This is a genomic window from Geofilum rubicundum JCM 15548 (genome assembly GCF_000974365.1).
Taxonomy (GTDB): Bacteria; Bacteroidota; Bacteroidia; order Bacteroidales; family Marinilabiliaceae; genus Geofilum; species Geofilum rubicundum.
In genome coordinates this window covers 62,275-87,971 of record NZ_BAZW01000001.1, presented here as the reverse complement: position 1 = coordinate 87,971, position 25,697 = coordinate 62,275, and the positions used below count along the sequence as shown (strand labels likewise).

The 25,697-nt window shown below is 46.3% G+C and carries 21 protein-coding genes; 5 read left to right on the top strand and 16 right to left on the bottom strand.

The genetic code is table 11. From position 1 onward, the window contains the following. Positions 1-10 precede the first annotated feature (10 nt). Positions 11-1,252: a sigma-54 interaction domain-containing protein gene (locus JCM15548_RS00355; protein WP_062121943.1), complete on the bottom strand. Its 1,242-nt coding sequence runs from the start codon at positions 1,250-1,252 to the stop codon at positions 11-13. A 169-nt stretch (positions 1,253-1,421) separates the two neighbouring features. On the opposite strand from JCM15548_RS00355, the gene kdsB reads away from it, so the two are divergent. Together kdsB and JCM15548_RS00345 are read left to right on the top strand one after the other, a co-directional pair. Continuing rightward, positions 1,422-2,180, top strand: a complete 759-nt coding sequence (gene kdsB / locus JCM15548_RS00350; RefSeq protein ID WP_062121942.1) for a 3-deoxy-manno-octulosonate cytidylyltransferase — start codon at positions 1,422-1,424, stop codon at positions 2,178-2,180. Positions 2,181-2,203: 23 nt separating this feature from the next. Next, the gene (locus tag JCM15548_RS00345; RefSeq protein ID WP_062121941.1) at positions 2,204-4,210 is read left to right on the top strand and encodes an alpha amylase C-terminal domain-containing protein; all 2,007 of its coding nucleotides are present in this window, start codon (positions 2,204-2,206) and stop codon (positions 4,208-4,210) included. A gap of 213 nt (positions 4,211-4,423) precedes the next feature. On the opposite strand, the gene glgP is transcribed toward JCM15548_RS00345, so the two are convergent. From glgP to sufB, 15 genes are all read right to left on the bottom strand, one after another. Beyond that, entirely contained in the window at positions 4,424-8,659 is a 4,236-nt protein-coding gene (gene glgP, locus JCM15548_RS00340) for an alpha-glucan family phosphorylase (RefSeq protein ID WP_062121940.1), read from the bottom strand. A gap of 79 nt (positions 8,660-8,738) precedes the next feature. Then, positions 8,739-10,076: a glycoside hydrolase family 57 protein gene (locus JCM15548_RS00335; protein WP_062121939.1), complete on the bottom strand. Its 1,338-nt coding sequence runs from the start codon at positions 10,074-10,076 to the stop codon at positions 8,739-8,741. Positions 10,077-10,095: 19 nt separating this feature from the next. Further along, entirely contained in the window at positions 10,096-11,388 is a 1,293-nt protein-coding gene (locus JCM15548_RS00330) for a glycosyltransferase family 4 protein (RefSeq protein WP_062121938.1), read from the bottom strand. A gap of 4 nt (positions 11,389-11,392) precedes the next feature. Continuing rightward, entirely contained in the window at positions 11,393-12,187 is a 795-nt protein-coding gene (locus tag JCM15548_RS24855) for an amylo-alpha-1,6-glucosidase (protein WP_262486824.1), read from the bottom strand. Then, on the bottom strand, positions 12,154-12,792 hold the full coding sequence (locus JCM15548_RS24850) for a glycogen debranching enzyme N-terminal domain-containing protein (protein WP_262486823.1): 639 nt from the start codon (positions 12,790-12,792) through the stop codon (positions 12,154-12,156). Before JCM15548_RS24850 ends, JCM15548_RS24855 begins: the two co-directional genes overlap by 34 nt. A gap of 20 nt (positions 12,793-12,812) precedes the next feature. Continuing rightward, positions 12,813-13,331 (bottom strand): glycogen debranching enzyme N-terminal domain-containing protein, encoded by a 519-nt coding sequence (locus JCM15548_RS24845; RefSeq protein WP_262486822.1) that lies wholly within the window; start codon positions 13,329-13,331, stop codon positions 12,813-12,815. A 331-nt stretch (positions 13,332-13,662) separates the two neighbouring features. Further along, positions 13,663-14,595 carry a GSCFA domain-containing protein gene (locus tag JCM15548_RS00320; protein ID WP_062121937.1) on the bottom strand — a complete coding sequence of 311 codons (933 nt, stop codon included), beginning with the start codon at positions 14,593-14,595 and terminating at the stop codon, positions 13,663-13,665. An 83-nt stretch (positions 14,596-14,678) separates the two neighbouring features. Next, complete coding sequence (locus JCM15548_RS00315; protein WP_062121936.1) at positions 14,679-15,542, bottom strand: alpha/beta hydrolase; 864 nt, start codon at positions 15,540-15,542, stop codon at positions 14,679-14,681. Positions 15,543-15,625: 83 nt separating this feature from the next. Beyond that, complete coding sequence (queG, locus tag JCM15548_RS00310) at positions 15,626-16,564, bottom strand: tRNA epoxyqueuosine(34) reductase QueG (protein ID WP_062121935.1); 939 nt, start codon at positions 16,562-16,564, stop codon at positions 15,626-15,628. A 2-nt stretch (positions 16,565-16,566) separates the two neighbouring features. Beyond that, positions 16,567-16,884 carry an SUF system Fe-S cluster assembly protein gene (locus tag JCM15548_RS00305; RefSeq protein WP_062121934.1) on the bottom strand — a complete coding sequence of 106 codons (318 nt, stop codon included), beginning with the start codon at positions 16,882-16,884 and terminating at the stop codon, positions 16,567-16,569. 67 nt (positions 16,885-16,951) lie between these two features. Beyond that, positions 16,952-17,380, bottom strand: a complete 429-nt coding sequence (locus JCM15548_RS00300; RefSeq protein ID WP_062122100.1) for a SufE family protein — start codon at positions 17,378-17,380, stop codon at positions 16,952-16,954. A 48-nt stretch (positions 17,381-17,428) separates the two neighbouring features. Next, entirely contained in the window at positions 17,429-18,649 is a 1,221-nt protein-coding gene (locus JCM15548_RS00295) for an aminotransferase class V-fold PLP-dependent enzyme (RefSeq protein WP_062121933.1), read from the bottom strand. Positions 18,650-18,690: 41 nt separating this feature from the next. Next, the gene (gene sufD / locus JCM15548_RS00290; protein WP_062121932.1) at positions 18,691-20,070 is read right to left on the bottom strand and encodes a Fe-S cluster assembly protein SufD; all 1,380 of its coding nucleotides are present in this window, start codon (positions 20,068-20,070) and stop codon (positions 18,691-18,693) included. A 43-nt stretch (positions 20,071-20,113) separates the two neighbouring features. Next, on the bottom strand, positions 20,114-20,866 hold the full coding sequence (gene sufC / locus JCM15548_RS00285; RefSeq protein WP_062121931.1) for a Fe-S cluster assembly ATPase SufC: 753 nt from the start codon (positions 20,864-20,866) through the stop codon (positions 20,114-20,116). Positions 20,867-20,914: 48 nt separating this feature from the next. Beyond that, on the bottom strand, positions 20,915-22,363 hold the full coding sequence (gene sufB, locus JCM15548_RS00280) for a Fe-S cluster assembly protein SufB (RefSeq protein WP_062121930.1): 1,449 nt from the start codon (positions 22,361-22,363) through the stop codon (positions 20,915-20,917). Positions 22,364-22,981: 618 nt separating this feature from the next. On the opposite strand from sufB, the gene JCM15548_RS00275 reads away from it, so the two are divergent. From JCM15548_RS00275 to JCM15548_RS00265, 3 genes are all read left to right on the top strand, one after another. Continuing rightward, positions 22,982-23,812 (top strand): ion transporter, encoded by an 831-nt coding sequence (locus JCM15548_RS00275; protein ID WP_062121929.1) that lies wholly within the window; start codon positions 22,982-22,984, stop codon positions 23,810-23,812. 129 nt (positions 23,813-23,941) lie between these two features. Continuing rightward, complete coding sequence (locus JCM15548_RS00270) at positions 23,942-24,562, top strand: 5-bromo-4-chloroindolyl phosphate hydrolysis family protein (protein ID WP_062121928.1); 621 nt, start codon at positions 23,942-23,944, stop codon at positions 24,560-24,562. A gap of 5 nt (positions 24,563-24,567) precedes the next feature. After that, positions 24,568-25,656 (top strand): toxic anion resistance protein, encoded by a 1,089-nt coding sequence (locus JCM15548_RS00265; protein ID WP_062121927.1) that lies wholly within the window; start codon positions 24,568-24,570, stop codon positions 25,654-25,656. Positions 25,657-25,697 lie beyond the last annotated feature (41 nt).

The following is a 25,697-nucleotide window of genomic DNA, read 5'->3' as shown; positions in this document are numbered from 1 at the left end:
AAACCTCCCATTAACCATTAATTGCATATTCTTTTATCTTACGGTAAAGTGTACGTTCAGAAATCCCCAACTCCCGGGCAGCATTTTTTCTTCGCCCCCCGTGTCGCTCCAGGGCTTTTTCAATCAACTCCCTCTCCTTGTCCTCCAACGACAGGGATTCTTCTATAAACTCTTCTGTGTCTTCGATGGAATGATCGTTGTGATGCGGCGAATAATTCATGGGAGCAGGAGTGGTGGAAGGCTTAATAATTTCACTTTCCCCATTGTACAAATTCTGAATCAGCTGCGCATTCTCTCCTTTCAGATTCAAATCACCGCCATGCTGCAACATCTCCAAAACCAGCTTCTTCAAATCATTCATATCGCTTTTCATCTCAAAAAGCACCTTGTAAAGAATTTCTCTTTCGCTTGAAAATCCGGGCTCCGACCGGTGCTCATTGCCAATGAGCGCCGGTAAATTTTCTCCGGCATGCGAAGGTAAATATTTTCGCAAATCATCGGCATTTAAAACCCTTTGGTTTTCAATCACCGAAATCTGCTCGGTTATATTTTTGAGCTGCCGGATATTTCCCGGCCAACGGTATTTTTCAAGCAATAAGCGTGCCTCTTCATCCAGTTTGATGGCAGGCATCCGGTACCGATCCCCAAAATCATTGGCAAACTTCCTGAACAACAAATAAATATCATCCACCCGCTCTCTTAAGGGCGGCATGATAATGGGCACACTGTTAAGCCGGTAAAATAAATCTTCCCGAAAGCGACCTTTTGAAATGGCCTGTTCCAGATTGACATTGGTGGCCGCTACTAAGCGCACATTGGTTTTTATTATTTTGGAAGAACCGACCTTTATAAACTCTCCGGTTTCAAGTACCCGCAATAACCGCACCTGGGTGGCCAGCGGTAACTCGCCTATCTCGTCCAGGAAAATGGTGCCTTCATGGGCCTCCTCAAAGTATCCTTTGCGATCGGACAAAGCGCCGGTAAAAGAGCCCTTTTCATGGCCAAACAACTCTGAATCAATGGTGCCTTCGGGAATGGCTCCGCAGTTCACGGCAATATAGGATCCGTGTTTACGGGTACTGAATTGATGAATGATTTGTGGAAAAACCTCCTTACCGGTCCCACTCTCCCCTGTAATTAAAACCGACAAGTCGGTTGGCGCCACCTGAACAGCCACATCGATGGCTCTGTTCAGGGCGTGTGAATTGCCAATAATTCCAAATCGCTGCTTTATTTGCTGAACATCCTTCATATCAACAACTATGTATTTCTTAAAAATCCTGCTAAAATTTCAGGTTCAACTGACAAAGTTACAATTTTGATTACAAATACATAGCCGATTTTGTTCTAAAATAGTCCCCGCCAAATAGAAACCGGTCCCTGCATTTTCCTTACCTTAGTAATGAAAATAATTGATCCATATGAAACAAGAATCCATTATAGGTATCATACCTGCCCGTTATGCCTCTACCCGTTTTCCAGGAAAACCACTGGCTGATATAGGTGGGAAGCCAATGATTCAGAGAGTTTACGAACAAGCATCAAAGGCCTTAACCAATGTATATGTGGCCACGGACGACCAGCGTATTTCCAAGGCAGTTACCCACTTTGGCGGCAAAGTCATCATGACTTCCCCCGATCACCAGAGCGGCACCGATCGGTGCACCGAAGCGCTCAACCTCATCGAAATGGAGGAGAAGCGCAGTTTTGACGTGGTCATTAACATTCAGGGGGATGAGCCATTTATTGAACCCGACTTGCTGGTAACGCTGGCTGGTTGTTTTATGAGTTCCATGACAGAAATTGCGACCCTGGTGAAGCCCCTTAAAAGCGCAGAAGATTTATGGGATGCCAACAAACCCAAAGTCATCATGAATCCCAAATATGAGGCGCTCTATTTTTCACGCTCACCCATTCCCTTTTTACGCCAACACCCCAAAGAAGAATGGCATCTGCACCATACTTATTTCCTTCATATAGGATTGTATGGCTACAGAAGTGACATCTTAAGAGAAATAACCAATCTGAAACCCTCTGCCCTCGAGATGGCTGAATCTTTAGAACAATTGCGCTGGCTCGAAAACAATTACAAAATCAGTGTGCGACCTACTACCCACGAGAGTGTGGGCATTGACACACCGGAAGACCTCGAACGCGTTATTCGTTCGGGCTTGCTTTAACTATTATTTAAAATATTTTGCCCATGCGACTGATCGATTACGACCCCTGGCTCCAACCTTATGGTTCACAACTGGAGAAACGCCGCGTGCGTTTTGAAGAAAGTCTGGATCTCATTGCCAATCGGTGGGGCTCATTAAAGTCCCTGGCCTCTGCCCATGAAGAATTTGGACTGCACTTTTCCAAGGGGCAATGGGTTTTCCGCGAATGGGCCCCCCATGCAACCGAGCTCTATCTGGTAGGTCCTTTTTCTGACTGGCAACCCCAAAAGGCCTATAAACTAATGCGTCAAGATGGTGGCGTTTGGGTGATCCATCTGGCATCAGAACTGCTCAAGCATGGCGACCACTATAAGCTTTGGATGGTTTGGGAGGGTGGCGCAGGCATGCGCATCCCTGCCTATGCCACAAGAACCGTTCAGGATTCGGACACCTTGTTGTTCAGTGCGCAGGTTTGGCGGCCTGAACCCTTTCAATGGTCTGATCAGCATTTTTCCGTAGCTGATGAGCCGCCCCTGATATACGAGGCACACACGGGCATGGCCCAAATCGAGGAAAAAGTGGGTTCGTATCTGGAGTTTGCAGAAAAAATATTGCCCCGCATCAAAGAAGCCGGATACAACATGCTGCAATTAATGGCCGTGCAGGAACATCCCTATTATGGTAGTTTCGGCTACCATGTGTCCAACTTCTTTGCCCCCTCCAGTCGCTTCGGAACCCCTGAAGAACTAAAATTTCTTATTAACAAAGCCCACCAGATGGGCATTAGTGTCATCATGGATTTGGTACACTCCCATTCGGTCAGAAATGAGGAAGAAGGACTAAGCCGCTTCGACGGGTCCTACCACCAGTATTTTCACAAAGGTGAAAGAGGCAACCATCCGGCATGGGATTCCAGATGCTTTGATTATGGTAAGGAAGAAGTCCAGCGCTTCTTACTGTCCAATTGCCGGTATTGGCTGGAAGAATTCCATTTTGACGGTTATCGTTTTGATGGCGTTACCAGCATGCTTTACTATCACCATGGTTTAGAAAAAGCCTTTACCAGTTATGACGATTACTTTAACGGACAGCAGGATGACGACGCCATCCTGTATCTCAGTCTGGCCAACCAGCTGATTCACGAGATCCACCCTAAAGCTGTAAGCATTGCCGAGGAAATGAGCGGCATGCCGGGCATGACCATAGCGGGTGACCGGGATGGTCTGGGTTTCGATTTCCGGCTGTCCATGGGTGTACCCGACTTTTGGATAAAAACCATCAAGGAGCAGACCGATGAGCAATGGAATGTTGGCCAGATATATCATGAACTGAGTCAGCACCGCCCGGAGGAAAAAATCATATCCTATGCCGAATCGCATGACCAGGCTTTGGTGGGCGACAAAACCATCCTGTTCAGGCTGGCCGATAAGGAAATGTATGATTCCATGTCGGTCAACACCCCCAATTTAATCATTGACAGAGCCATTGCCCTCCATAAGATGATACGCCTCATCACTCTGGGCACAGCTTACGGCGGCTACCTCAATTTCATGGGCAATGAATTCGGCCATCCCGAATGGATTGACTTCCCAAGGGAAGGTAACCAGTGGTCCTATAAATATGCCCGCCGACAGTGGCAGCTCTTTGACAATGAAGCGCTAAAATTCAGGTGGCTGGGACTGTTCGACCGGACCATGATTCTTCTGGCCAGAAAAGAAAAACTGAATGCTGTTCCGGAAATATATCTGAAGCTGGCCAACACCATCGACCAGGTATTGGCCTTTGAACGGGCAGGCCTGCTATTCATCTTTAACTTTCATCCCTCACAATCCTATACCGACTATGGCATACCCACCAATGCCGGCAAATTTAAAATTGTTCTGTCAACAGATGACCCCGGATTTGGTGGCTTTGACCGGGTCAACAAATCCATGGTTTACTTTACCCAGGCCCTCTCAAACAACAAAACCCAGCACCAACTACGAATGTATCTGCCCGCCCGAATGGGCCTGGTTCTCAAAAGGCAACCCGTCAAATCGGTTTACGGGTAAGCCCAAAAAATAAAAAGGGCAAAAGCGAATCGCTTTTGCCCTCTTTATTTTTAACCCCATCAACCCCTCCTAACCTCTCGACCCTTCTCACCCTTTAAGCCCCCATCAACCCCTCTCACCCTTTCTCCCCCCTCTCATCCCGCTTCGCCTCTCGACCTATCGACCTATCAACCTATTGACCTATTGACCTCTCGACCTATCATCCCGCTACGCTTATATCCACCTCACCAAACTAAAATCCTGCTTGTGCGGTAAGGCCTCATTATACGGGAACATACGAATACCAAACTTATAAACACCAGGCAGGTTCAATTTATAATCCAGTTTGTAATGAACCACCGAGCCTTCTTTCTTAACTTCCGTAAAAGGCTCAATATGCAAAATGGCAGGAAACTGATCTTCACTGGCCTCAGCAATCACCATCTCCAGACCGATGTCAACGCCAACCAAACGCTTCAGGTCCAAAACAACCTCGACTTCATATTTCTCGCCAATACCCAGCTCTTTTTGAGCAATATCGGGCATGGTACAGGAGAGCACCGAAACATACTGCCAACCGGCGTAAACCCGGCGTTTCCATCCGGCAATTTCACGTGCCATGCGGTAATCGTTGGCATTTAACAACTTCACCCGCTCAAACATGGGATGGTAAAAGCGGTCCTCATAATCATTAATCATCCGACGGGTCGTAAACTCGGGAGCAATTTTGGCAATCGAATTCTTTACATACTGAATCCAACCCTCGGGAAAGCCCTTGTCATTTTTTTCAAAAAACCGGGGAATAATCTCATTCTCAAAAATACTATAGATGGTTTTGGCATCCAAATCATTTTGAAAATCCTGATTTTCAAAATCCTTCTTATCGGTTAATGCCCAGCCGGCCTCTTCCTTATAACCCTCGAACCACCAGCCATCCAGCACACTAAAATTGAGAACCCCGTTCATCTCGGCTTTTTCTCCGCTGGTTCCGGAAGCTTCGAGCGGTCGGGTAGGTGTATTCAACCATACATCCACACCGCTGACCAATCGCTTGGCCAACTCCATATCGTAATTTTCCAGGAAAATAATTTTCCCGGTAAATTCGGGGCGCTTAGAAATCTCCACAATGTGCTTAATCAATCCCTGACCGGCGGCATCAGCGGGATGGGCCTTACCCGCAAAAATAAACTGTACCGGCCGTTTGGGATCGTTCACAATACGGGCCAGTCGATCCAAATCAGTGAACAGCAAATGGGCCCGTTTATAAGTCGCAAACCTTCGTGCAAAACCAATGGTTAAAGCATCTTCACGAATGGTATCGAGCACATCCACAATGTGGGAAGGATCTTCGTGGCGTTCCACCATGCCAACACCCATGCGCCAACGAATATAGTCAATCAATTTTCGCCGTAAGGCCACCCGGGTTTCCCAAATACGTTCGTCAGAAACATTGTAAATTTTCTCCCAGCGCGACTTGTCCGAGACGTCCTCCAAAAAGCCCTCGCCAAACTCAGACTCGTAAAGTTTACGAAACTCCTTGGCCGTCCACGTACCGTAGTGAACCCCGTTGGTCACGTACTTAATATGCAGCTCTTCGGGGAAATACCCCTTCCACATGTGTCGGAACATTTTCTTTGTCACCTCTCCATGTAACCAACTCACACCATTGATTTCCTGAGAGGTTTTAGCGGCCAGAACACTCATCGAAAATTTCTCATTCTCTTCCATTCCTTCCTGACCGAAGTCCATTAAATCCTCCCAGCTTATATTGAGTTTCTCAGGAATATGTCGCATATAAATCCGGAACATATCCTCCTCAAACTTATCGTGTCCGGCAGGAACAGGCGTGTGCGTTGTAAACAAAGAGGAAACCTTTACCAACTCCAGCGCTTCAGCAAAACTAAACTTCTTCTCTACCAAATGCACCAATCGCTCCACGTTAATGAGTGCTGCGTGACCTTCATTGCAATGATACAAGTCCGGCTGGGCATTCAGCGCCTTCAACAAGCGAACACCACCAATGCCCAGCAAGATCTCCTGTTTCAAACGGTTCTCCCAATCGCCACCATACAGTTTATAGGTAATTTCCCGATCCTGATGGGTATTCTCAGCAATGTCCGTATCCATTAAATACAGAGAAATTCTTCCCACTTGCGCTTTCCATACAGCTGCGTACATTTCCCGACCAGGCAGATCAATTTTCACTTTAATCAGCTGACCATCGGCATCACGCACCTCCTCCAGCGGTAAATTGGAGAATTCCTGCATTTCATAACTCGCCGTCTGTTCCCCATTTACGGTCAACACCTGCTTGAAATACCCGTAACGATAGAGCAATCCGACTGCCGTAATATTCACACCTTTATCACTGGCTTCTTTCAAATAATCACCAGCCAGTACACCTAACCCCCCACTATAAATCTTCAACACGTCACTCAGGCCGTACTCCATACTAAAGTAGGCAATATCAGGCCCTTGCCCCATTGGCTGTGCCATGTACTTCTGGAACATCTCATAAACTTCATCCAATTTGGAAGTAAAGGAAGTATCTTCTGCCAGCTGGGTCAGCTTATCGTAGGACACTTTTTCCAATAACTGTACCGGATTTTTTCGTACGTCTTCCCATATCTCCTCATCAATCAGCTCAAACAACTCTACCACCTGATAGTTCCAGGTCCACCAAAGATTGCGAGCCAAAACATTGAGCGCCGAAATGCGATCCGGCATTTTTGATTTAATAATCAGTTTTTTCCAGGAAGGAACTGATACCAGATCGGGCTTAAGGGGCGCACGTACCTCTTGCTGTTGCACATTACTAAACTGGTCCCTGCGGTTATTAACTTCTTTCAAAGCAATATCATAAGCCTTGTAATAATGTTTAATTAGATTTTCCCACTCCAAATCAGCAGCCAGCTTAAAACACTTTTTACGCGCTTCCTCAATAACAGAAGCATCAGAGGCGGCAAATTCCTTAATAATCGTCACAATACTGCGTACAGCTTCCTCCCGGTTGCTGTCGTTTCGGGTAACAACCGCCACCCCGTCGAAAACAGATTTAGAAAATTGGGAAGCCCAAATACCAAAACCAGCCAAAGTCGTACTAACCGTTGGAATTCCAAAAGCAATACTTTCCTGCGGCGTGTACCCCCATGGTTCATAATAAGATGGGAAAACCGTCAGGTCCATACCTATCAGCAAATCATAGTAAGGGATGTTAAAAACACCATCGTCCCCATTGAGATAGCTCGGGACGAATATCAATTTCACTTTCTCCGAGGCTTCATTGTTCAAATGAATCTCCTGGATTTTATTGATGATGGGATCATATCCCAAATCATTGAGTCCGTGTGTCAAAAAGGGATTCGGCAGTGCCTCATCAAAAGCAGCTCCCTGCAAGCGGTCCATCAAATCCTTTCTGGGGCCATAAGTATTCGCCGGAATCAACACAAAGAAAAGAACCTCCCGGTCAAGCTTCGGATCCTCGTTTAAGGACTTCAGGGCATCCAAAATCACATCGGCACCCTTGTTCCGGAACTCATAGCGTCCGCTACTGGCCACCAAAAGTGCCTGGTCGGACACCTGATAACCCATTACACAGGAGGCCACATGTCTCAATTTTTCGCGGGCCGCGTTTCGTTTTTCGACATATTGCTCTCCTTTAGGGACAAAATCATTTTCAAAGCCATTGGGCGTGACGACATCCACAGGACGATTCAAGAACTGGGCACACTCATTGGCTGTTATATCTGAAACGGTAGCAAAGCAATCCACATTGGCAGCAGTCATTTTCTCCATCGAATGTTTGGCCATCACACCCAACTCCTGTGCTTTTAAATGGGTGTCATACCCGGCCATTTCATCGTAAACAGGAAATCCGTTACCGGCCAATGAGCGTCCAATGGTTGTGGCGTGAGTGGTAAAGATGGTGCCAACCTGAGGCAGCTTATCCTTCAAATACAAAGCCCCGCTTCCGGTCATCCACTCATTAAAATGGGCAATAACCTTGTCAGGACCAGTTAAATGAAACTTGTAAAAGCTTTCTATAACAACACCGGCAGCATAACCAAAAAGCGCCGATTCCACATAATCCCAATGGCCGGAAATACTATCCACCTTAAAAGTTTCCCATAAGTAAGACAATATCTCGTTTTTTCTGGCCACAAAGGGCGAAAAGTCCACCAAAATCACCACCGGATGGCCGTGAACATTCCACCTTCCCACCTTCACCCGAACACCTTCGTATTGCATGACGGCCTGCCAATCTGCAAAAAGCGTATCATCAGGAATAAATTCGGGATTTCTATGTGGGCCACGCCAAACATCAGGACCAATAAAAATCAGTTGATCCTGAAATTGCTGCACAAGCGTATGCGCCCTTGAGGACAAGACCGTATGAATACCGCCCATTTTATTGCAAACTTCCCAACTGGTTTCAAACACATAATCGGGCTTAAGATAACTATCTACCATAAATCAAAATATTATTGTTCTTTCAACTATTCATTATCACGTTTGCCCATCAACAATCCGTCCAATTTACATCCAATATCTAAACTTTCTTTTTCGTACTGACAGGCTTCTTCACCGAGGTCCGTCTCTTTCTTAAATTCTTAATTTCGTCTTCCATCTTCCTTATTTTCTCCTCCTTAGCGGCCAGCAAATCGGTCAAATTAGACAATTCCTGATCCAGGTCGGACTTGGGAACGGCCGCATTCAGTCGAATGGTAAAGTCACTCAGTACGTTCATATAATTAATAAAGGCCTCATAAGGCGTTTCATAGGGATTGAAATAAGCATGAACATCTCCATCCGAGAAGAACTTGGTACACATGTAGTAAAAATGGTCACTACACTGAAGAAAATCCCAATCCTTCAATAGTTTGGCATCCTTACACAATTGTATTTTTGGAAGCAGGGTATAGAGCTTATCAAAAGCCTCCTGCTGCATTTCATTACCTAACCAGGCGGTAAGATCACGTTCTTCATCCGCCCAGGAAATAGGATGCGGCACACTGACAGGGGCAATTGGTTGCAAATCAGCCACCACTTCAGATGGCGTTGAAAACGAAAGTCCTTTGTGCTTCAAGACCTCAACCGGCAAGTTCTCCAAAAAATCAAAGATGCCGGTGTTTTTATCCTGATGTTCCCCAAAGGTCTCATAGTCCATAAAAAGATTGATAACCTCTTCCCGTTTGTCCAATTTCAATATCCATTTCACAAACTTTTCGGTCGTCAGGGGCCATTCATTCCAGCCCTTGTTGCCAAAACGAAAAGCAATATCGTCGCTCAATTTGAAATTTTTCAACAAGACCTTCAAGCGCGGATTAATGGAATTGCAATACAAAAAGTTGGGACTTTTCCACCCTAAAACATGCTTCGCCCCTTCCGTCAGCATCGCCTGATAGCCCATTTCCGCCACGAGCTCTCCCAAGAGGTCAGAATAAATCAGTTCCGTATTCCGAAAAACGGTTGGGCGCTTCCCAAACAACGATTCAATAAGATGGGCATGTGCCTCCGCCTGCGAAAAAAAGGCCTCCTTATTTTTCAATGAAACCAAAGAATGGGAATAAGTCTCGGCCAAAAATTCAACCATACCAGTATCGGCCAAAGCCTTGAAGCTATCGAGCACTTCGGGCGCATAGAGCTTAAATTGCTCGATGGCCAGACCGGAAATGGAAAAGGAAACTTTAAATTTCCCCTTATGCTTCCTGAGCATTTTCAAAAGCAACTCATTGGCTGGCAAGTAGCACTTGGCAGCGACCTTGGTCATGACACTTTCATTGGTATAGTCATCGTAATAATAATGATCATTACCAATATCAAAAAAGCGATATCTCCGAAACCTGAAAGGTTGATGAACCTGAAAGTAGAAACAGATGGTCTTCATAGATGGTTTTTTAAATAAGTTATTGTCTGGCCAGGGCCTTATCATACACTGCTTTCACATGGATGGCTGAATTTTCCCACTTAAGCGAATCCACCTCCTTCTTTCCATGCGCCACAAACATTTTTGGCAATCCCGAATAATTCAATACCCCATAAATGGCATCTGCCATGGCATCCACATCCCAAAAATTCGTCTTGATGGCATAGGTTAAAATTTCCGCAACGCCGGATTGATGAGAAATCAATACAGGCACATTGCTTTGCATGGCCTCGAGCGGGCTGATACCAAAAGGCTCCGAAACGGAGGGCATCACATACAAGTCGCTCATCACCAACATGTCAAAGACATCATCCCCACGCAAAAAGCCTGTAAAATGAAATTTGTCGCTGATTTTTAACTGGGCCGCCCGCCGAATCATGCTTTCCATCATATCGCCACTACCGGCCATCACAAAGCGCACATTATCCATGCGTTGCAATACCCGGTGGGCCGCCTCCACAAAATATTCCGGCCCCTTTTGCATGGTGATACGTCCCAGAAAAGTGACAATTTTCTCGTCAACACCCTTCTTTGGGACATCTGCAACCGTCATTTCATGCGGTTCAACCGCATTGTAAACAGTCACCACCTTATCGGGATCAATGCCATACTTCTCTACCACAATACGTCGGGTCATATTACTCACCGTGATGACCATGTCGGCCGCTTCCATGCCCTTTTTTTCAATTTCAAAAACGGCCGGGTTAACACTTCCTCCGCTCCGATCAAAGTCGGTCGCATGCACGTGCACCACCAGGGGTTTGCCTGTAGCTTCCTTGGCTGCCATACCGGCAGGATAAGCCAGCCAATCGTGGGCATGGATGATATCAAAAGCGTAATCCTGGGCAATGATATTGGACACAAGCGCATAGTCCCTGATCTCCCGCAGAAGGTCTGCGCCGTACTTACCTGAAAAATCAACAAAACCTTCTTCATTGGTATTCAAAAACTCCAACTGCCTCAGTTTTTCCTCACGGGTATGTCGCCAAAATTCTTCAGGCTCCATATAGGGAATAAGCTTTGAGCCAACCTCAATATAATCCAGGGTTTCGCTGAAATGTTTTAACTTTAACTCTCTGTGGGAGACAGGGACCTTGTTGGCCCCCACCAGTCGGATCCCCGACTGGTCCTCATCGCCATACGCTTTAGGTACAACAAAAAGGACCTGCAGTCCCGGAATATGCGAAAGGCCTTTGGTTAAGCCATAGCAGGCTGTACCAAGTCCTCCTGATATATGGGGAGGGAATTCCCACCCAAACATGAGTACCCTCATATCGTTAGTTGTATTTTTCGGTTAGATGAATGATTCGGATAACAGCTGCCACGTTCCAGGCCATACTAATGGCGCCCTTTCCCACGTGAGGCGGATTGCCGTTAAAGCATTCCGAGATGGTACTCAGACAATGGTTTCCCATTTCTCCTTCAAAATCATCCACCATCTTTTTAATAAATGGCAAACCTCCCCGCTTGTGTATATTCAGATAGCCCTCCGCAAAAAAAGCAGCCAGCCATGGAAATACGGATCCCTGATGAAGGGCCAGATCCCTTTGTCGCTGAGACCCCTCCAATACGCCCTGATACTTTGGATCCGAAGGCGATAATGTCCGCAAACCCAGAGGGGTTAACAACTCTTTCTTAAGGACATCAATGACCGATTTTTGCTGTTCAACGTTTAATGGAGAGAAGGTCAATGAGGCAGCCAGCACCTGATTGGGACGAATCGACGCATCTTTATAGTCACCATCCACATAATCATAAAGGCAACCGTCCGCTTCATTCCAAAAAGTCTCCACAAAGGTCTGTTTTACTTTTTCCGCCAAAACCTTCACCCGGTTGGCCTCGGTATGTCGCTTGTGTTTGTCGCACATAGTCACGTAATAACAAAGCGCATTGTACCACAAGGCATTTACTTCCACGGCATATCCCGGACGCCAGGTAACCGGTTGTCCATCAACCACCGCATCCATCCATGTGAGCGGTGTGCCCTCGACTTTGGCATACAAAAGTCCGTTTTCATGCAGACAAAGTGCGCCACTTTTCAGGCGCATGTAATGCTGGATAATTTCCACCATGCTTCACCGTAGGTTTGACAAATATCCATTTCCGGAATCATTTGTTCAATTTCCTGGATGGAATAAAAAACCCAAAGGGGTACATCCACATTCTGGGTATTCGGCCTTAGGCCCAACTCAGACTCTGCGATATAAATTTTCTTCACCTGGTCAATGACATGTTCTAAAATATCAAGGTAGTGGCTTCTGTTGGCCTGATAGGCCATCAAACCCGGCAGTGCCACCAATGTATCCCGCAGACGCTCATGGTACCAATGATAACCGGCCAGCAGCTTTATCCGTTGGCCCCTGCGCTGGATAAACTGCTCCGCCGAATTAAGCAGATTGTTGAGCAGGGTATTTCTCGGAATTCTTTTTTGGGTTTCCCGGGTGTATTTGGCTTTAAGTCCGTTGGGCTTAACCGGCAGAGTCCCGGCCGAAAAAATGAGGGACTCTCCTTTTTCAATGTCCATCTCAAAGTATCCGGGCGAAAATAAATCCTCTTTGAAAGGATATCCCCGGTGTTGCTCCTTGGTATATTCAACATCCCTGTACCAGTCAGGCATGGCCAAAAATTCGTTATCCTTACTTACTTGCATGTGCAAATAAGGAAACCCTTCATACATCTGAATTTTAACCCCCTTCTCTATGGCTCATAACGCGTATTGGCCACCATGTTTTGGTGCGTCAAATCATGAATGCTTCTAAAAGCCAAAAATGGTTTAAACCGAATCAGGGTTGGTGAGTGGGCCTCCATAAGCGTCACTTTCATCAGCACCTGATCTTCAGCCTCCACCATCAACAACTCCGTGCTAAGCAGCATTCCACCAACGCGGTATACGCGTTTGGGTGTGACCTCCATTTCATAACTCTCCATGTATTTGTGCCCTTTGGGTTCAAAATGGCTTCCCTGGTATTTATGAATGCCTAAATTGAAAACCTGTTGATGCTGCACAAGAGAAATATCCAGAGAGGAAAGCAATACAAAACGGCCACCCCCGAAATGATCGATGGGACTAACCAGCATGCCATGATATTTACGGGTATTGCATCCGATAACGGTAGTACTTGAGTAGGAGCCGGCACGATTGGTGCGAATAACTTCCCGACTGAGAGAATACTCCAGATTTACCAGTTTGGTTTTTTCTAGGTTTAGATAGGTCATAAAATATTATATTAATATAACTTTCCGGCATCAGCCATCCTGACGAGTAACATAAAAACCTGACTAACAATATGTTTAAACAAAATCTTACAGCCACCTTTTCCTAATTATCAGACAGCGCTTGGCAATCAATATGTTTAATTAACATTAAAAAAATATTAGATAACAAAAGGAAATTATGAGACTCAACAATGGTATCAAATTAGTGATTTTCACCCTCAAATCCAAGTACATTTTTAGTTAATCAACAACTTTTATAAAAAACACGTAAGTGTAAGTAATACTTTTATCAAAAGTCCCAAAGAAAGGAGGAAGCATCCAGATCTCTTAGTTAATCCATTAATTGGTCGAGGATATTCTGAAACCATTTTTTATCATCCTCGAGTCGGGCAGCGGGATAGCGTCGCGAAAGTTCAAACAAATGCTCAAGGGTTTTTTGAACAAAGCCCTGGTAGGAAGCTGTAGGATACCCCGAAGGCCGATGCAAGCGGGCCCGCACTATTTTGGATACCTCCTGAAGGTAATTCTGTGCCTCCGGACTCAGCCGACTCTGCGAGAATCGCTGCCAGACATAATCGACGGCCACCTCATTGGGATGCATCATCGCGGCATCAAAGAAGCGATAGTCGCGCAATTCGTCCATCACGATTTCGTAGGCCGGAAAATAGCTCACCTTTTCAAACAGGTGCACCAATTTATCAACGGCCAAAAACAGCACCGATTTACTCACCTGGTTGCCATGCGCCCCATCCTTCCAATGGCGGACAGGACTCACCGTGAAAAATATTTTAATGGCGGGATTAAAAACACGCAAGCGGACAATCAAATCTTTCCAGACCTCAATAATTTCTTCCGGCTCCAGTAAATAACGGTTAAAATCAAAGTCAGGAAACTTGTGGCAATTGGCCACCACCCTTTGCTCCAGTTTGTGCTCATACACATAAGCGGTACCAAAGGTGACCATCACATATTCTGCCTGCTGCAAAAAGCGATGGGCCTCTTCGGTGGACTGGTTGATTCGCGTAACTGCGGTGGTTAAATCCGGGTGACTAAAACGGCCATGGTGCATGAAGCTATGCCATAAACCATCCCGCTCCACCAAATCGTCTGCTGTCACCATTCGGTTCTCCATAATGGCCTCGATAGCTCCAGCTACCGACAAGGGATTATAAAGAACGCCATAGGGATTTACCATGGTAAAAAAGCGGGCATCGGCCATCTTCTGGCCGATATTACCGGCAAAGCACGATCCGATAAACAGCATGCCAGAGTCTACAGAAATCAGTCTGCCGACTTTTCAATCTGTACGATGGTTCTGAAGGGATCTTTTGCCATAAATGAATCCTGTTAGTCCGTTGCTATCTGTTTCTTTGCTCCCAACTGCGCCTTAACCCAGTCCATAATATCCTTAAACACCTCATCGGCCATAGGTTCCCGGTGTAATTCGTGCAAGGCATCCGCATAGGTATGAAAGGTACAAATATCCTTATGGTTTTCAAAAAAACGGGCGGATCCTTCCATGTGGGTAATGGGATCACGCTCTCCGTGAAACAACAACAGGGGTATGTGAATATGGACCTGATCGCCTAATAACCTTTGGGAACTCCGGTTCACTTCATTGAACAACCGGATAGAAATCCGGCCATGCATCAGGGAATCCTTATCCGTCTCCTCCCTTTCACTCAGGACACTGGTCATCTGACTGGACTTAATGCCGGTTGACAACACCCATCCGGGAATCAGACCATCCAACCATTGTCCCAATTTTTGCCATATTGGTTTTGGCGGATGGACCAGCTTCAGCCAGGGAGAGGAAATGATACCGCCTGTAAAATCCTGCCGACGGACATTCAAATAATTCAAGACCAAATTGCCCCCCATGCTGTGACCGTATATAAAACCCGGAATTTCGCCCCAGTTGCGCTTGCAGCGCCGCACCAATACGCCCAAATCATCCATCAGTTCGGTCATACTGTTCACATGCCCCCTTTTCCCTTCCGAAGCCCCATGCCCCCTGTAGTCCAGCGCGTACACCATAATCCCCTGTTGGCAAAACCTTCGCGCCCAGTGGTCGTAACGACCGGCATGTTCACCGATGCCGTGTACCAGACAAATCGTCGCCACAGGATAACCATTCGGCTTCCAGAAGTGTCCGCGCAAAACCGTTCCGTCCTTCGAAACCAGGTTAAAAGTCTGATGTATCTTCCCCATTTAAATTAAAGGCTACAAAAATAACAGATGTCGCACAAAACTAATGGAAATCAGCTTAAGTCAATTCTTTGGTAGTGAAAATTTTATTTTTCGGTAACGAAGCGGTAGTTTCGCAGCCATCCGGCGTATTTGGCCCTTTTAACCGCCGATCCTTTGAAAAGTTTTGAAAAGCCTTCAGCCGTCAGTTCCTCCCAATCCCCTTTCTCCATAGTCAACAAGGTTTCCGAAGGTCGAAAATCGGGCTCGTCGGTATCGGGGGCTTTGCGGTTCCAGGGACAGACTTCCTGACAGATGTCACAGCCAAAGGCCCAACCCTTTAATTTCCCGTCAAAAGTTCTGGGAATTTCTGTTTTGTTCTCAATCGTCAGGTAAGAGATGCATTTGTTACCATCAATGACGCGGTCGGGGAGAATGGCCTGGGTGGGACACGCATCTACGCAATTGCTACACCCCCCACAACGGTCCATCATCGGACTTTCATGGTAGGGCAACTCCATATTGACCACCAGTTCTCCAATAAAAATATAGGAACCCAGCTTCCGGTTAATCAGCATGCTGTTTTTACCAATCCATCCCAATCCGGCCCTCACCGCCAATGAACGCTCCAGCAGTGGCGCAGAGTCCACAAAGAAACGTCCTTCGAGTTGCGGATATAAATGCGCACGAATAAAATCAAAAAGGCTACCTATTTTTTTGCGAATGGTGTCGTGATAATCCAGACCATAGGCATATCTGGAAATTTTGGGAACTTTCTGTGAGAGCAGTGCTTCAGAAGGATGATAATTGTACACAACGGTGATGACCGACAGGCTGCCCTCGACCAGCAAGGCCGGATTGACCCGCTTTTCAAAATGGTTGGCCATATACCCCATACCGGCGTTGTACCCATTGTCCAGCCATTGCGTCAACCGCTCCTTGTCCTCCACCAATTCTTTGGCCGGAGAAAAACCGATGTCGTCAAAGCCGATGCGAAGCGCCTCCGAACGAATCTCCCGGGCCATATACTCACTGGTCAGGGACATATTTACAACAAACCCAGTTCCAATAATGCTTCGTCAGAAAGCATATCCCTGTCCCATGGGGGATCAAAAGTCATGCTCACATCTACCGAAGTAACGCCTTCCAAATCCGCCACCACATCATGCACCTCCTGCGGCAGGGATTCGGCTACCGGACAGTTGGGGGAGGTCAGGGTCATGACAATGCGCACCTTCCCGTCTTCCTTCACATCCACCTCATAAATAAGGCCTAAATCATATATATTAACAGGAATTTCCGGATCGTAAACGGTTTTAATGGCGTTGACGATGTCCATTTCCTTACTTAAAAATTCATTGCTCATAAGGGTATTTTAAGATGATTAGACAACACCAGAGTATAACCAACAAAAAGCGGACTTGTTTATCTTTTTATTGATTTTCCATTTTGGTTTTGTAGGCCAGGGCATACATGCGCATCTGCTTAATCATGGAAACCAGTCCGTTTGAACGCGTAGGGGAAAGATGTTCTTTCAGTCCGATTTTATCGACAAAAAAGAGTTCCGATTGAAGAATTTCATCCGGACTGCGATCATCCATCACCTTTATCAGTAAAGAAACGATGCCCTTTACAATAATGGCATCACTGTCGGCCATAAAACGAATGCGGCCATCCTCAATCCAGGCATGCAACCACACTTTACTCTGACAACCCTCAATTAAGTTCTGCTCCGTGCGGTAGGTTTCATCAAAATTGTCCAGTTCGTTGCCCATCTCAATCAACAGTGAGTACCGGTCCATCCAGTCGGTCAGCATTGAAAACTCTTCAACAATTTCGTCTTGTATCTCTTTAATGTTCATAGCTCGCATCATTTAGGTGGAGCGACAAATTTCACCATTTTTTGGCCGCTAACCAAACAGTTGGCGTACTTTTGCCAGTCCATCCATTAAAGCATCCACTTCCGACCGGGTGTTATACAGACCAAAAGAGGCACGGATGGTGCCGGGTATGCCAAAGCGGTCCATCAAGGGTTGGGCACAGTGGTGCCCGGTACGCACGGCAATGCCCATTTTATCGATCAAGGTTCCGGCATCAAAAGGATGTATCCCTTTTATTAAAAAAGAAATCAAACTGCCTCTGTTGGCAGCTGTTCCGTAAAACTCAACACCCCCAAAGGCAGAAAGCTGCTCGAAGGCATAAGCATAAAGCGCTTCTTCGTACTGGTGAATGGCATCCAGTCCGACACCCTGAAGGTAATCCACCGCAGCACCCAGTCCAATAGTGGCCACATAGTCCGGCGTTCCTGCCTCAAATTTATAGGGCAACTCATTAAAGGTGAAATGATCAAAAGTCACGCTTTTGATCATTTCACCACCCCCCTGCCAGGGCGCCATTTCCGATAGCCACTTTTCCTTGCCATAAAGTACACCGCTGCCTGTCGGACCGTACATTTTGTGGCCCGAAAAGACGTAAAAGTCGCAATCGAGCTGTTGCACATCCACCTTTGTATGATGGATGGCCTGGGCACCGTCGATTAAAACCGCAGCCTGGTTTTGGTGCGCCAGGGCGATGATCTCTTCGACGGGATTGATGGTACCCAGCACATTGCTAATATGCGTGACGGCCACCAGTCGTGTACGTGGCGAGACCAATTCCTGCAAGGCCCCCATATCCAGTGAACCATCGTCCAGCACAGGAATCACTTTCAATTGAATGCCCCTGCGCTTTTGCAACATTTGCCAGGGAACAATATTGGAATGGTGCTCCATGCCGGAAATGATGATCTCATCTCCCGCCTTCAAATAGGTCTCGCCAAAAGAATGGGCCACCAGATTAATGGCCTCAGTGGTTCCACGGGTAAAAATCACCTCCCGCGTTTCGGTGGCATTTATAAAAGTGGTGATTTTCTGACGAACCGCCTCAAAGGCCTCGGTGCAGATATTGCTTAAGGTATGAACGCCCCGGTGAATATTGCTGTTGTATTCATAGTAAACCTGACTCATGGCCTCCACAACCTGACGAGGCGTCTGAGTGGTGGCACCATTGTCAAAATAAACCAAAGGCCGCCCGTTAACCGGGCGGCTTAAAATCGGAAAATCCTTGCGAATGTCTTCAATGGGATAATTCATTGGTACCTTATATATATATAGCGTATTCTTTCAAAGACAGCTTAGTTGGCTTTTATTAAATTGGTCCCCAATTGTCCGCAAACAACACAGGAATCACATTTATCCAATTCGCCTCTGAAACGCTTTTCAACCAGCTGGCGAATCTGCTCTTTCAGAGAAGGCACCTTTATTTTCTCAATCACCTCATAGGCAAAGGCATACATCAGCAAAATATTGGCTTCCTCCTTACTGATACCTCTGGCCCGCAGGTAGAACATCGCATTTTCATCGAGTTGTCCCACCGTTGCCCCGTGGCTGCATTTGACATCGTCGGCATATATTTCCAGCTGGGGCCGACTGTTCATCTTGGCGCTATCGGTCAGCAACAGGTTGTTGTTCGACTGGTAAGCATTGGTCCGCTGGGCATCCGGTGCCACCAAAATGCGGCCGGTAAAGGCGCCTGTACTGGCATCGTCCATCACCCCCTTAAAAAGCTCATTGCTTTCGCAGTCGGGCACCGCATGCTCAATAAACGAGAAATTGTCCACATGCTGATTCTTATCGATCACATACAAGCCGGAAATATGGTTTTCGGCATGTTCGCCGCCCAGGCGGGAAAAGATATTGTTGCGGGTAATTCCCGTATGCAGCGTAAAATAATTGGCATTCAGTTGCGACTTCGCTTCCTGATCAAAATAATAGCCCCCCACCTGCACGGTGCCATTGTGCTGGTTCTGCAGGTTGTAGAAGTCGAGCATGCCCGACTCCGCCACAAAACCTTCCGTAACCGTGTTCACCAAAAAGCGGCTCATCGATAAAGTATGGTCACAGAACAGCACCCGCACCTGGGCATTTTCTTCCACCACAATCAGATTGCGCTGATTCACCATTAAATCGGACGGACCTGTCAGCACGTTGACAATTTGAATGGGCTTCTCAACCACCTTGTTTTTTGGCACGTAAATAAACAAGCCGTCCATGGCAAACATGGTGTTCAAGGCTATAAAACCATCTGTTTCAACCTTGGCCTGCCGACCGTAATACTTCTCAATGATTTCGGGATATTTTTGAGACAACTCTAAAAAGCTGCCGGCCACCACGCCCTCAGGCAAAGCATGACCGCTGCTCCCCTCCACAAATTTACCATTGACGGTAAAAATGGTATGGGACTCCATTTCATGCACGTTGCACTCAAAAGTCTTCAGATCATCGGCCGAATACCCGTTAAGTCCGTATGCCTGCTCAAAACCGGACTTGAACCAGGGTTGCAAATTGGTATATTTATAAGCTTCCACTTTACTGGAAGGAATGCCTTGTACGGCAAAAGCTTCTGCAGCTTTTACCCGGGCCAAATTGACCCCGGCGGCAGCATCCTTTTCAATAAAGGCTCTGTTTGTATCAAACAGTTTTTGTAGCGATATATCGTGTTCAGATAAGTTCATCTGTTAATCTTTTATTTAATTCATTGGGCGAACCCATCTAAGACTACCCGACCAGCTCTTTTTTAATCCAGTCGTAACCGTTTTCTTCCAGTTTATGCGCCAGTTCCTTGCCGGCCGACTTTACAATTCTTCCATTGTAAAGCACGTGTACATGATCGGGGATGATGTAATCGAGCAAACGTTGATAGTGGGTAATCAGGATGGTGGCATTATCGGGACGACGCAGCTTATTCACTCCGTTGGCCACGATGCGCAAAGCATCGATGTCCAGACCCGAATCGGTTTCATCCAGAATGGCCAATTTGGGATCCAGCATTGCCATCTGAAAAATCTCATTCTTTTTCTTTTCACCTCCTGAAAATCCTTCGTTAACCGAACGGTTGGTCAAATCAGAATCGATATCCACCAGATTTTTACGGTCGCGCATCAGCTTCAGAAAATCACTGGCCGACAATACATCCTCGCCCCGGTATTTTTTCTGCTCATTGAGGGCCGTACGCATAAAGTTGGTCATGCTCACACCCGGGATTTCTACCGGGTATTGAAAACTCAGAAACAGACCTTCACGGGCCCGGTCTTCAGGTGACAAGTCCAGCAGATCTTTGCCATTAAACTCCACCGTACCTTCCACCACTTCAAAAGCTTCGTTTCCGGTCAAAACGGAGGCCAGCGTGCTTTTTCCTGAGCCATTGGGCCCCATTATGGCATGAATCTCTCCGGCCTTGATATCCAAGTTGATACCTCTTAATATCTCTTTGCCATCTATCATGGCATGTAAATTCCTTATCTTTAGCATGGTTCTATTTTTTATCTTATATTTTTTCAGCAAAACATGGGAGGAGGCTTAACCGACACTGCCTTCCAGACTAATCTGCAGTAATTTTTGGGCCTCCACGGCAAATTCCATGGGCAATTGATTGATGACTTCCTTCACATATCCATTCACAATTAAACCCACCGCATCCTCGGTGTCAATTCCGCGCTGGTTGCAATAAAATATCTGGTCCTCCCCGATTTTGGAAGTAGTGGCCTCATGCTCTACCTTGGCAGAGCTATTATTGATTTCGAGATAGGGGAAGGTATGAGCACCACACTTATCGCCCAAAAGCAAGGAATCACATTGAGAAAAATTACGGGCATTGTCCGCCCGCTTGGATACCTTCACCAGTCCCCGGTAACTGTTCTGACTCTTACCGGCTGAGATGCCTTTGGAGACGATCAGACTCCGGGTGTTTTTGCCCAGATGAATCATTTTCGTACCGGTATCGGCCTGCTGGTAATTATTGGTAAGTGCCACCGAATAGAACTCCCCAACCGTATTATCTCCCATTAATACACAACTGGGATATTTCCAGGTAATGGCTGAGCCGGTTTCCACCTGGGTCCAGGAAATTTTGGAATAATCCCCTTTACACATACCCCGCTTGGTCACAAAGTTGTAGATGCCACCCTTGCCATTTTTATCCCCCGGATACCAATTCTGAACCGTTGAATATTTCACCTCAGCCCTGTCGAGTGTCACAATTTCCACAACAGCAGCATGCAATTGGTTCTCATCACGCATGGGTGCCGTACAGCCCTCCAAATAGCTCACATAACTATCGTCCTCAGCCACAATAAGCGTCCGCTCAAACTGACCGGTATTCAGGGCATTGATCCGGAAATAGGAGGACAGTTCCATGGGGCAACGCACACCTTTGGGAATGAAGACAAAGGATCCATCGCTAAACACGGCCGAATTCAAGGCGGCAAAAAAGTTGTCGCCAGGCGGCACCACAGAACCCAGATATTTCTTCACCAAATCGGGATATTCTCGAATGGCTTCAGAAATGCTGCAAAAAATAACCCCTTTTTCAGCCAATGTTTCCCGAAAGGTCGTCTTAACCGAAACACTGTCGATGATGGCATCCACCGCCACGCCCGACAATATTTTTTGCTCATCCAGCGGAATCCCCAGTTTATCAAAGGTCGCCCTCAGCTCCGGATCCACATCATCCAAACTATCAAGTTGCGGCTTCTTCTTGGGGGCTGCATAATAGATCATATCCTGAAAATCGATTGGGGCGATTTTCAGATGCGCCCATTCGGGCGATTCCATTTTTAACCAATTGCGGTACGCTGCCAATCGGAACTCCAACATAAACTCAGGTTCATTCTTTCTTCTGGAAATCTCCCTCACCACATCTTCATTCAAACCTTTTGGAAGCGCGTCCATTTCAATATCACTATGAAAACCATATTGATATTCCCGATTGGTTACTTCTTCCAATAATTTATCCTGTTCGCTTGCCATATGTATTCTAAGTTTTTATGATGCCCGCCAATGCTGCATATCACCAACTTTTCGGGCCTCAAAATCAATCACTTTATACCTTGTTAAACAACACCCGGGTTAAAGAGTTCAAGGTCTTTTAATAAGATTTTAGCAGGACGTATAAATACCGTCTATAATCCTTCTTACGGATGAAAGATTTTTCATCATCACCCGGAAACGCTTACATTACAAGACAGTACTTGAAACAAAACACCTCTGCCTGTCAACTTGTTACAATTAATGAGTGAGCAAATTTACAAAACTATTTAGATTAATTAAACTTAACGACCCGGTTATTGCCCCCCTACCCACCAACTTTTAAGCATTTTAAACGAAATATGGGAAGAAGGGACGGGATGGGTTGATGGGGGCGATGGGGTTGAAAGGGAAGAAGGGACGAGAAGGGTGGATGGGGGCGATGGGGTTAGCAGGGCGGAGGATGAGTTAATCGGGCTGGAAGATATAGAGTAAGAAGAATGGGTCTTTCACCCGTTTTCCCCCATCAACCCTATCCACCCGATTAACCCCATCTACCCTTCCCCCCCTCTCCCCTCCTTTCCAAAAATTCCCTACCTTTGAATCACCAAACACCAACCAATGACAACCGACCAACAACCACTCACTCTTAGAGAGAAAATATATCAGATCATTTTTGAAGCAGATACACCTGCCGGTAAACGCTTCGATATTGCCCTGCTGGTGGTGATTGTCATCAGCATTGCGCTGGTAATGCTGGAGAGCATCCCCTCTGTCAAGCAAATTTACGGCAAGGAATTACTCTCAGCCGAGTGGCTGATAACCATCCTGTTTACTGTTGAATATCTGCTCCGGATTTTTTCGTCGCCTAAACCCGCCAAATACATTTTTAGTTTTCTGGGCATCATAGACCTTTTGGCGATCATCCCCACCTTTCTGTCTTTATTGGCACCTGATGCCCAAGCCCTGGTGGTCATTCGCGCCATCCGATTGCTAAGGATTTACCGCATTCTAAAGCTGTATCATTTTATCCGGGCCAGCAACCTCCTGGTTTTGGCCCTCCAAAGGAGCGCCCGAAAGATTCTTATTTTCATGATGTTCATCGCCATACTGGTCGTCATGCTGGGCAGCATCATGTACGTTGTTGAGGGTGCTCAAAATGGCTTTTACAGCATCCCGCTCAGCATCTATTGGGCCATCATAACACTCACAACGGTGGGCTACGGTGACATTGTGCCCCTTACGGATTTAGGGAAATTCATAGCCAGCTTCATCATGCTTTTGGGGTACAGCATACTAGCCATTCCAACCGGAATTGTAACGGTGGAAATGTCGCGCACTTTTAATGAAAGCACCGACAAGCATAAAACATGTAACAACTGCGGGGAACCCCATCATACACCGGAAGCCAATTATTGCAGAATTTGTGGCGAAAAATTAAGCAAAGTTTAACGAGAAACAAGGCCAAAATCCAACACCTAAGTAAAACTTAAACCCTTTCTTTGCTCCATTTCTCTGAAATAATTTATATTTTAGCGACTCAATCTGATAAGGACCATACCGCCAACACCCCAAAAGCCAATGCCCAAAGCATCGAACCATAGCAGGAAGCAACCCGACAAAAGCGTCATTTCCGGCCTAGTTGCCGGTGTGTCATTTGTTCTGATCTTTGTTGTCTTTCGATTCCCCATAATGATTTCTGCCATTGTGGCCACCGCTCTTTTTTTTACCGTCAACGCCCTGCTGGGCTCACAAAGAGCCGGACAAGACGCTGGTAACAGCAAGCCCCCTTCTGCCAAAGACACTTCACTGACGCTGGCCAAATCCAAATTATCAGAAATTGAACAAACCGCCATGACCATCCAACGGTTGGAGGTGCGGCAAAAGGTTCAACAAATTTGTGCCCTCGGCTACAATATACTGGATGAAATAAATCTGCGACAGGATGCGATTAAGACTTCCAGACAATTCCTGAATTACTACATTGATGCCACTGGCACCATCGTCACCAAATATGCAGAATTACAATCCAAAACAGAATTCATCCCTTCAGCGCAAGCTTCCCTCGACAAAGTCGAAAAAACATTAAACACGGTAGAGTCGGCCTTCAAAAAGCAGTTAGAAAAGCTGTACGATAAGGATGTAATGAATTTGGATATTGAATTAACTGTACTGGCAAAAACCATTAAATCGGAGGGCTAATAACCATGACTACACCGGATCTTCACTCGAACAACACACCTCAGGTCATCAACTTAACACAACTCAAACCTGAAGTCAAAGAAAAAGCACAACAAATAGCGACCACCGTTGACATTCGCGACTCGCAATCCGTTTTACAATACGGCATTGGTGCTCAAAGCAACATCTCCGCCTTTTCTGAGTCCATCCTTTCTCAGGTAAAGACCAAGGATGCCGGCTACATCGGAGAAACACTGGTCCATCTGGGTCAGAGCGTAAAAGAACTGAAAGTGGACAAGCTGGGGGCCGGCGGCTTTTTGGCGAGCCTGCCATTTGTCGGCCGACTGGTCCACTCGGTCAAGCGCTTCATTACCCGCTACGAAAAGGTGAGTACGCAAATCGACCGCATTGTTGAAGAACTTGAAAAAGCCCGCATGCAATTGCTCAAAGACATTGCCATGCTGGACACGCTCTATGAAAAAAACCATGAGTATTTGAGCGAACTGGATGTATACATTGCCGCCGGACAATTTAAAATTAACCAGGTCTATGAACAGGAGTTGCCTGAAATTGAAAAAGCCGTAGCGGCGTCTGCCGATCCGGCTGACGCGCAACGATTGCATGACTACAAGCAAATGGTTCACCGCTTTGAAAAAAAGTTGCACGACCTGAAGCTGAGCCGGACCATTTCCATCCAAACCGCACCACAGATAAGGCTGATTCAGAACAACGACCAGCTATTGGTGGAAAAAATTCAAAGCAGCATATTGAACACCATTCCGCTATGGAAAAACCAGGTTGTAATTGCCATCAGTATCTTCCGTCAGAACAAGGCCCTGGAGCTGCAAAAAAACATGACCAAAACCACCAACGACCTCCTTACTAAAAACTCAGAAATGCTGAAGCAAGGCTCCATTGAGACGGCCAGAGAAAATGAAAGAGGCCTTGTTGAAATCGAAACTTTGAAAAAAGTCAACAACGACCTGATCGCCACCATTGAAGAAACACTGACCATTCAAAAGGAAGGAAAAACCAAACGCGCCCAGGCAGAAGGAGAACTCCTGAAAATCGAAAACGACCTTAAGGCCAAACTTAACGAAGTCAAGTCTGCCTAAATACCCATATCCATCAGACCCCATTTCTAAAACCCAAAACA